Source organism: Acinetobacter sp. YH12227, assembly GCF_013417785.1.
Lineage (GTDB): Bacteria > Pseudomonadota > Gammaproteobacteria > Pseudomonadales > Moraxellaceae > Acinetobacter > Acinetobacter gandensis.
In genome coordinates this window covers 81,345-90,931 of sequence record NZ_VPDH01000003.1, presented here as the reverse complement: position 1 = coordinate 90,931, position 9,587 = coordinate 81,345, and the positions used below count along the sequence as shown (strand labels likewise).

Genomic DNA, 9,587 nt, shown 5'->3' with positions numbered 1-9,587 from the left:
CCAGCAGGTTTTCATAGATCGCTCGATTATGGTCACTATTCGTAGTCCTTTTAAAACGCTTGTGTCGCTTACAATACAGGTGGTTCAGCGCTTTTATCTGACGTACAGCGTACATACTCATTTTTATACCCTGAGCTTGTAAGTATTTGGTTAATCGAATATAACCATAGCTCTGCCTGGTCTCCTCATGGGCTATTTTCACCAATATCGTCTGTTGATTTCGTTGAATCGTTCTTTTGCTCACGCCTCTCTTGAGCCAATCATAAAAACATGAAACTGAAACATGAAGTAATCGAGCCATTAAGGTAATTGGAAAAGAATATCTTTTTTGTTTCATATAGGCGTACCTTACTGACTTTCTTTGGCAAAGTACGCTGCTGCCTTTTTTAAAAATTCACGTTCCATTTCAGCTATTTTGAGCTGTTGTTTGAGTTTTTTATTTTCTTCGAGTAGAGCGTTTAGATCAGGTGAATACTGTTTTGTACCTGCTAAAGTTCCAGCCTTTGCTTTGGTATTCCAATTTGAAAGAGTTTGCATTGAAATGCTAAGTTGTCTGGCTGTTTCCGAGACATTGCCTTGATTGGCTTCAATTAATTTGATGGCTTCAGCTTTAAATTCTGTGGTGTAAGTCTTGTGTTTCTTGCTCATGGTAAACTCCTGATGAGTGTGTTTAGTTTACCAAGTTAAAACCTCCTGTTTTTTCAGCACACATCAGATGTGGATGTGCATCATAGACCAGACACTTCCAAGTCAGAGAGGGTTGGGGAGAGGTCGCAGATCCTCCTAGGATTCCTCTACTAAGGGAAAACTAAGCCACTGCCTGATTTTGATAGGCTGACATGACATGCAATACCGCAGCTGTCCGCGTTTCCACATAGAGCTTTTCAAAGACATGCTCAAGATGTTTGTTCACTGTACGTGGGCTGAGCTGTAAGATCTCGGCAATATCCCGGTTGGTCTTCCCCATCGTGACCCAATGCATCACTTCTGCTTCACGCGGCGTCAGGTTTGGACAGGCCTGCGCGATTTCCTCTGCGCTCGGCATTTGGGTCTGCTCTTTCAACTGTACCAAGACATGTTTAGAGATATGCCCTGCATACAGTTTGGTAAGCAGGTTAAGCTGTAACTCCTGATGTCCATGACCATACTGACCATGCAGTAAATGTGCTTGATCTGGCTGCTTGAGCAAGTCCTGTAGCCACTTATTCAAACTGGACTGAAAATGCTGTACATCCACCTGATGATTTTTCAGTAATTCACTGACGATTGGGGTCTGCCAGATAATTTCACCTTCCAGATTCAGCGATAAAATCGCACTACCTGTAGCATCCAGCATTTGTCGCTGCTGATGCATTAAACGAGCCTGTAACAAATGGGTTTTTACTCGTGCCCGAACTTCATCAATATTTAAAGGCTTTGTGACATAGTCTACCCCACCGACCTGAAAGCCTTTGAGGATATGTTCGGTTTCTGTCAGCCCGGTCATAAAGATTACTGGAATATGTTCAGTCACTGGACTGGCTTTAAGCTGAGTGCAGGTTTCGAAGCCATCCATTTCCGGCATACTGCCATCGAGCAGGATCATGTCGGGTTGAATGCGATGCGCAATCTCAATTGCATCAAATCCATTGGTCGCCACAAGTACCTGATAGCCAGCCTGATCCAGGCTCTCATGCAATAGACTTAGATTTTCAGGTATATCATCCACAATCAAAATACTTTCCAACATGTCCACCTTACCCCTACTTCAGCACATCTGCATGCTCATGAAGTCGCTGAATTGCTCTTTTAAAATCAAATTGTTTTAAATCCTGCTCAATCTGATGCCATATATCGTTATATTGTTCAAAGTGCTGGCCACATTCATGCAGTACATCTTTTGCCCCCCGGATAAAACCAATACTTAAATGCTGTTCCAGCTGAAGGACCGCCTCTGCCACGTTCAACAATGGAATGGATGGGTGCACTTCATTTTTGCTTTCAACCACCACCGTGGGGATCTGGGCTTCCTGATCAGCAGCTTGTTCTTGTTCTGGATTTTGCTCATGCTGATGCAGCCAGCTTAAGCCCAATTTATCACCAATTTTGTTCAATAATAAATTGAGATCGACCGGCTTTACTAAAAAGTCTTCGTTGAGAACATCGGTTTCCGGATTGATCATCCGCTCATTGGCATCTGCGGAAATAATAATAATCGGTACATTGGTGATTTTATTCTGGCGCAGCAATTTCGCCGTTTCCCAGCCGCCCAGTAAAGGCATGCTCAAATCCATCAAAATCAGATCAGGATTAAATTCTGGAACCTGACGCAAACAGGCTAAACCTGATTCTGCCTCTTCTAAAATAAAACCTAAGGGTTTAAGAAAATTCAGAACCAGGCCACGGTCGGTCGCTTCATTATCAACCACCAGTATTTTACGGCGTTCTCCGGTATAACCGGTTACAGTATTAGAGGCAACGTCAGCGATCGGATGGATCAGGGATTTAGAAGGCAAATACAGTTTTATTTTAAATACTGAACCCTGTTTTAACTGGCTGCTCAAGGTCAGCTCGCCACCAAGAATATCAACCAGAAGCTTCACGATCGGCAGCCCTAAACCCGTGCCGGCAAAACTGCCCTGTACCACATTACGACCACGTTCAAAAGGCTGGAAGATCCGCTCAACATCCGACTCAGCAATCCCACAACCAGTATCCTGAATTTCAAAATAAGCGGTCTGAAAACGGTAATCGACCTTAAATTTGACTCCCCCCTCCAGGGTAAATTTCAAAGCATTACCCAACAGATTAATCAGTATCTGTTCCAGACGTTTTTTATCAATACGGACATACTGTGGAATCTTGCTACTGATCTCCACATCAAACTTCAGCTGCTTTTGGGCAAACTGTGGCTCGAATATATGCACGATCTGTTTAAGAAATTTTGGCAGGTCGATATTGGAATTTTCCAAAGAAATCTTACCAGTTTCAATCCGTGCCAAATCCAGCAGACCATCAATTAGAGAAGTCAGATGCTGACCGCTCCGGCTAATCACGCCCAGGGCAGATTCGCCCTGTTCAGACAGTTTTTCCTGTTTCTGCAGTAGCTGGCTATAACCGAGAATACTGTTCAACGGTGTTCGTAATTCATGACTGATGCCAATCACATAGCGGCTTTTGGCTTCATTGGCCTTTTCAGCCTGAATGCGGGCATCCTGCAACTGGCGATCGGTAACTTTATGCGCTTCAATCTCATCCATCAGCAGTTGAGTCTGGGTATTACTTTCCAGCTGTGCCTGACGTCGACTTTCATCATTCAGCACTAACCACCAGGCGGCTACACACAGTAGCAGAAACAGTACGGCATAGATTTTGACGAACAACATTGTCAGCGCATCCTGCTGCTGTGACAAAGCACCCAGGCTGGCAGACTCCTGTAAATAAATCAGGCTCAGACTAACTGCCAACACCACGCCCAAGACAAAAATCAGCAGGATATACAGACTTAAACGGGTATTAATATGTTGTACCCAGTATTTCGGCAGGAACCAGGCTGCAAAAACTCTTAGCTGTGAAGACCAGCGTGCATGCGGCTTACACAGATCATGACAACGTGCTTCAAGCGTGCAGCACAGAGAACAGATCTGACTGCTATAGGCTGGACAACTGGCCATGTCTGCAGTTTCATAATCATGCTCACAGACTACACAGGTTTGGGTTTCGACCAACTTCAGCTCAGGCTTTTCTTGACGTGCCAAGTAGTATTTACCTTTGGTAAACCAGGCAATTAGCGGTACACATAACACCGCCGTACCGAGTGCGATAAAGCCGGCCAAGGACCGGGCAATCTCTCCAAAAACTCCCCAGTAACACAGCATGGATAAGACCGATGCAATGATCAGGCTACCGACTCCAACCGGATTAATGTCATATAAATAGGCCCGTCGAAATTCAATTCCTTTTGGACTCAGTCCCAGTGGTTTACAGATCACCAGATCCGCAACAATGGCACCGATCCAAGCAAGGGCCACATTACTGTATAAGCCAAGCACACGCTCCACCGCATGGATTACCCCAAGTTCCATCAACAGCAAAGCGATAAAGATATTGAATACCAGCCAGACTACGCGCCCTGGATGGCTATGCGTCAGACGCGCAAAAAAGTTCGACCAAGCCAATGACCCTGCATAGGCATTGGTAACATTAATCTTGATCTGAGCGACGCAGACAAATAGAACAGTCAGAAATAAAGCGATGCCGGGATGATTGACCACCTGTTGATAGGCAATCCAGTACAGATAATTGGGATTACTCAGTTCGGAATCGGCAACCAGATACTGCATTGCCAGCGCCATAAGTAGCATACCCATGAATATCTTGATAAATCCGCCCAGAATCCAAGCTGGTCCACCTAAAAAGACTGCCCAATTCCATTTACGCTGAATATGTTTTTTATCGGGTAAAAACCGCAGATAATCCGCCTGTTCTCCGATCTGGGTGATCAAGGCAAAGAGCACCGTGCAGGATGCACCAAAAAAAGACAGATTAAAGGCAGCGCTCTGACTTTTTGCGCCCTCAATCAATGCAAGATTGCTGATCAAATCAGGTTGCTTCACCAACACAAAGCACCATGGTAATAAAAGCAGAAATAACCAAAGTGGTTGAGTGATGGCCTGCACCTTATTGATGAAGCCAATACCTTTGACCACCAATGGCAAAATCACCAGTGCTGAAATCAGATAGCCAATACTCAGGGGTATCCCTAAGCCTAGCTCCAATGCCAGCGCCATGATGGCAGCTTCAAAGGCGAGAAAGATAAAGGTGAAACTGGCATAGATGACCGAGGTAATGGAGGAGCCAATATAACCAAATCCGGCACCACGGGTCAGTAAATCAATATCGACATTATAACGGGCAGCATAATAACCAATCGGCCAGCTGGTCAGGAAAATGATAATCGCCACAACCACCAGTGCCCAGAAAGCATTACTGAAACCGTATTGCCAGAGCATGGTTGCTCCAAGTGTCTCCATTGCCAGGAAACTGACAGCCGCAAGCGCCGTATTGGTCACTGTCCATAGCGACCATTTCCGGACGGATTTAGGCGCATAGCGCAGGGCGTAATCCTCAATACTTTCATCGACCACCCAGGTATTGTATTTACGTCGGGTATGAATGACGCGCTGCGGTGCCTGACTGGTATTCGCTGTTGGGTCCATACAGATCAAATAAAGCTAAATATCTGCTATTACAATGCAATAACTATGCCCAGCCTATCAGTATCTAAAAATAATCCGACTGAAGGTTATATACGTAAAGTGACGTATATGCTCAATTTTTAACTCCCCTTAGGCTTAGTTGCATACCAAGCGCAAACCTATGATTAAGCGCATCAGCACATCTAATTCTATAGGAGAACCCGACATGAGCTTAAAATCAAAAGTAAAGACATCTGGATTACTGGCAGGTTTACTTGCTGTTCCATTCTTGCTGGCACCCGCACTAACCAATGCCAGCGTACCTGCAACGGCAAAGGTCAATACCACGAAACTTAAAGTCGATGACAAGTTTGTATATGTGGGTCAGCTACATTCGGCAACCGGTACTATGGCAATTTCTGAAACCGGTTCAATCCAGGCAGAACGTCTGGCCATTGAACAGATCAATAAAAAGGGCGGTGTACTTGGTCGACAGATCAAAATTATTCAGGAAGATGGTGCTTCTGACTGGCCAACCTTTGCAGAAAAAGCACGTAAATTATCTGAAAAAGACCGTGTTGCTGCAATTTTCGGTTGCTGGACTTCAGCCTCTCGTAAAGCCGTATTGCCGATTATTGAACGCAACAACTCTCTACTTTATTACCCAACCTTCTATGAAGGCTTAGAACAATCTAAAAACGTGATCTACACCGGTCAGGAAGCAACTCAACAGGTACTTGAAGCACTGAACTGGCTGGCAAAAGAGAAAAAAGCCAAAACCTTCTATCTGATTGGTTCTGACTACATCTGGCCGCGTACCACCATGAAAATTGCCCGTACCCACATCGAGAAAGTACTGAAAGGTAAAGTGGTTGGCGAAGAATACTATCCATTGGGCCATACACAATTCGGTTCCCTCATCAACAAAACCAAACTGCGTAAACCAGATGCCATCTTTGCAGCAGTCGTGGGCGGTTCAAACGTATCCTTCTACAAACAAATGAAAGCTGCGGGCGTAACAGGCGACAAACAGACACTGCTTACCCTTTCAGTGACTGAAGATGAATTGCTGGGGATTGGCGGCGAAAACATGAAGGGCTTCTACTCTTCAATGAAATATTTCCAAAGCCTGAATAACCCCAATAATGCTGCATTCGTAAAAGCCTTTAAAGCGAAATATGGCCCTAAAGCGGTGGTAGGTGACGTAACACAAGCAGCCTACCTTGGTCCATGGTTATGGAAAGCCGCAGTTGAAAAAGCCGGTAGCTTCGATGTCGCGAAAGTGACTGCCGCATCTAAAGGCCTAGAAATGAAAACTGCACCTGAAGGCTATGTAAAAATTGACCCGAACCACCATTTATGGAGCAAATCACGTATTGGTCAAGTGCAACCAAATGGTCAGTTCAAAGTTGTTTACGAGTCTAAAGGTCTAATCAAACCAAACCCATTCCCTAAAGGTTACTGAGTTAACAGCCACATGATCAGGGGAAGCCATTCTCCTGATCTTTTTATTCCACACAATTTTTTAAAGCTTGGAGGATGATGCGATGGATCTATCATTTGCAGAATTCGGTGCAATATTTGCCATGCAAGGCTTTAATGGTCTCTCTGTGTTCTGTGTGCTGTTATTGATGGCGCTCGGCCTTGCAATTATCTTTGGGCAAATGGGCGTAATTAACATGGCACATGGTGAGTTTCTGACCATTGGTGCATATACGACATTTTTCATTTCCACACTGACTGAAAGTTTTTTCCCTCAACTCTTACCCTACTATTTCCTGATCGCAATCATTGCAGCCTTCCTCACAGCAGGCATTATCGGTTACATGGTGGAACGACTCATGATCAGCCGGCTCTATCAACGGCCACTCGATACACTTCTTGCAACATGGGGCTTGAGCCTCATCATGCAGCAGTTGTTCCGTTCTATTTTCGGACCTAAGGAAGTCAGCCCGACTTTACCTGACTGGTTAATGGGTTCTTATCAACCGACGGAAGCCATCGATATTCCTATCAATGGTCTGTTCCTGGTGGGCGTTACCCTCTGTGTCACTGCATTTGTCTACTTTCTGATTTACCGTTCACGCTGGGGTTTACAACTTCGTGCAACCAACCAGAACCGCTTTATGAGTGGTGCTGTCGGGATAAATACCAAACGTGTTGACAGCTTAACCTTTGCCTTGGGTTGTGGGCTTGCAGGTATTGCGGGTGCAGCCTTCACAACCATCGGTTCTACTGGTCCTACAGCCGGTTCGCTGTATATCGTCGATACATTCTTAGTCGTGGTCTTCGGCGGCGCTGCAAGCTTGCTTGGCACTGTTGCCTCTGCATTCAGTATCGCGCAAGCACAATCTATTCTGGAATTCTTCCTTTCTGGTTCTGTCGCTAAAGTCCTGACACTGGCTACAGTCATTATTATCCTGATGCTGCGTCCTCAGGGTCTCTTCTCAATCAAAGTGCGTAAATAGGGATTCAGGAGAGGTATTATGAAAAATCTAATGAATGCCTTTTTAGGCGGTAAAGAAGGTGCGATTGGTCTGGTGATTCTTGCCGTGCTGATCCTGCTGGTCATGCCAATGTTCCTGGATATTTTCCGTCTGAATCTGATGGGTAAATATCTGACTTTTGCTTTTGTCGCAATCGGCCTGGTTCTGTGTTGGGGACACGGTGGTATCTTAAGTTTAGGTCAAGGGATTTTCTTTGGCATTGGCGGCTACTGCATGGCCATGTTCCTGAAACTTGAAGCTTCAGACATGCAATCTACAGCAGCGCAAACCACGCCAGGAATTCCAGACTTTATGGACTGGAACCAGATCACCAGCTTGCCAGGCTTTTGGGAACCTTTCCATAGCTTCGGGTTTACTTTGTTTGCCATCATCATCATTCCAATCTTGCTTGCCTTCATCATCGGTTTCGCGATGTTTACCCGTCGTGTCGGTGATGTGTACTTCTCGATCATCATGCAAGCGATTGTAGCGATCCTGACCATTCTGATTATTGGTCAACAAGGTTTCACTGGCGGCATTAACGGGATTACAGACCTGAAAACCCTGCATGGCTGGGATATCCGTACCGATGAAGCCAAATATGTCCTGTACTACATCAATGCCCTGCTGCTCATTGCAGTGATCATGATCAGCCGTTTTGTCCTCAGTTCTAAACTCGGTCGTCTGCTTTCTGCGATGCGTGACAAAGAAGAACGTGTACGTTTTTCTGGCTATGACGTGGCCATGTACAAAGTCTTCATTTTCTGTTTCGCAGCTGTGGTGTCATCTATTGGTGGTGCGATGTTTACCCTGCAAGTCGGCTTCATGTCACCAACGATTATCGGCATCGTACCTTCGATTGAAATGGTCATTCTGGCTGCAGTCGGTGGTCGTCTGTCACTGATTGGGGCAGTGTATGGTGCTGTTCTGGTGAATCTGGGTAAAACTTATTTCTCTGAAGCCTTTCCTGAAGTATGGTTATATTTCCTCGGTGCATTGTTCATCGGTGTGGTCATGTTCTTACCGAATGGCTTAGCGGGTTTATATGAAAAATATGTTCGTCCATTGTTCCTGAAAAAGAAACCGATCGACAGCACTTCGCCGCCGCCAAGTAGTGATCCGGATAAAACGATCGATCCAATTGTGGAAGGAGGCGTGAAATGAATAAAGTCGGCGTAGAAATGAATAAACCGGTTCTGGTCATTGAAGATCTCACCGTGTCCTTCGACGGTTTCAAGGCAGTCAGTGATCTCAACTTCTATCTGGATAAAAACGAAGTCCATGTGGTGATCGGTCCCAATGGAGCCGGCAAAACCACAGTGCTGGATCTGATCTGCGGCAAGACCAAAGCAACTTCAGGCACGATCAAATTTAATGATATTGAACTGACTAAACTGAAAGAGTTCGACATTGTCCGTAAAGGGGTTGGGCGTAAATTCCAGAACCCGAATATTTATGAAAATCTGTCGGTCTATGACAACCTGGAAATGTCCTTCCCGCGTGGCCGTAATGTCTTTGGTGCGCTGTTCTTCAGACGCACCAAAGATGTCGATGAGCGTATTCGTGAAGTTGCTGGCAAGATTTTCCTGACTGACCTGCTGGATACCTCCGCCGGTCTGCTCTCTCATGGCCAGAAGCAGTGGCTGGAAATTGGCATGTTATTGATGCAAGACCCTGAGCTGCTCATGCTGGATGAACCTGTCGCAGGGATGAGTGTGTCAGAGCGTGAGCAGACGGCGCAACTGTTGCGGGAGATTAGCAAAGGACGTTCTGTGCTGGTGATTGAACATGACATGGAATTTGTCAAAACCATTGCGGACAAAGTCACGGTACTGCACCAGGGCAAAATTCTGGCAGCAGGCAAAATGGACGATGTGCAAAATGATCCAAAAGTGATTGAAGTTTATCTAGGACACTAAGGAGG

The 9,587-nt window shown here is 45.5% G+C and carries 6 protein-coding genes and 1 pseudogene; 4 read left to right on the top strand and 3 right to left on the bottom strand.

The genetic code is table 11. From position 1 onward, the window contains the following. The 3 genes and pseudogenes from FTV09_RS01305 to FTV09_RS01295 form a co-directional block, all read right to left on the bottom strand. Positions 1 to 648, bottom strand: a pseudogene (locus tag FTV09_RS01305) (IS3-like element ISAba22 family transposase); the annotation flags it as partial. Positions 649 to 808: 160 nt separating this feature from the next. Further along, complete coding sequence (locus FTV09_RS01300; RefSeq protein WP_115736224.1) at positions 809 to 1,729, bottom strand: response regulator transcription factor; 921 nt, start codon at positions 1,727 to 1,729, stop codon at positions 809 to 811. A 13-nt stretch (positions 1,730 to 1,742) separates the two neighbouring features. After that, entirely contained in the window at positions 1,743 to 5,198 is a 3,456-nt protein-coding gene (locus tag FTV09_RS01295; RefSeq protein ID WP_180056357.1) for an ATP-binding protein, read from the bottom strand. A 205-nt stretch (positions 5,199 to 5,403) separates the two neighbouring features. Between FTV09_RS01295 and urtA the strand changes: the two genes are divergently transcribed. From urtA to urtD, 4 genes are all read left to right on the top strand, one after another. Next, positions 5,404 to 6,642, top strand: coding sequence for an urea ABC transporter substrate-binding protein (urtA, locus tag FTV09_RS01290; RefSeq protein ID WP_115736226.1), 1,239 nt, complete (start codon positions 5,404 to 5,406; stop codon positions 6,640 to 6,642). Positions 6,643 to 6,724: 82 nt separating this feature from the next. Continuing rightward, positions 6,725 to 7,645 carry an urea ABC transporter permease subunit UrtB gene (gene urtB, locus FTV09_RS01285; RefSeq protein WP_000365952.1) on the top strand — a complete coding sequence of 307 codons (921 nt, stop codon included), beginning with the start codon at positions 6,725 to 6,727 and terminating at the stop codon, positions 7,643 to 7,645. Between the two features lie 18 nt (positions 7,646 to 7,663). After that, positions 7,664 to 8,827, top strand: a complete 1,164-nt coding sequence (gene urtC, locus FTV09_RS01280) for an urea ABC transporter permease subunit UrtC (protein WP_004813838.1) — start codon at positions 7,664 to 7,666, stop codon at positions 8,825 to 8,827. Then, positions 8,824 to 9,582, top strand: a complete 759-nt coding sequence (gene urtD / locus FTV09_RS01275) for an urea ABC transporter ATP-binding protein UrtD (protein ID WP_048882155.1) — start codon at positions 8,824 to 8,826, stop codon at positions 9,580 to 9,582. Before urtC ends, urtD begins: the two co-directional genes overlap by 4 nt. Positions 9,583 to 9,587 lie beyond the last annotated feature (5 nt).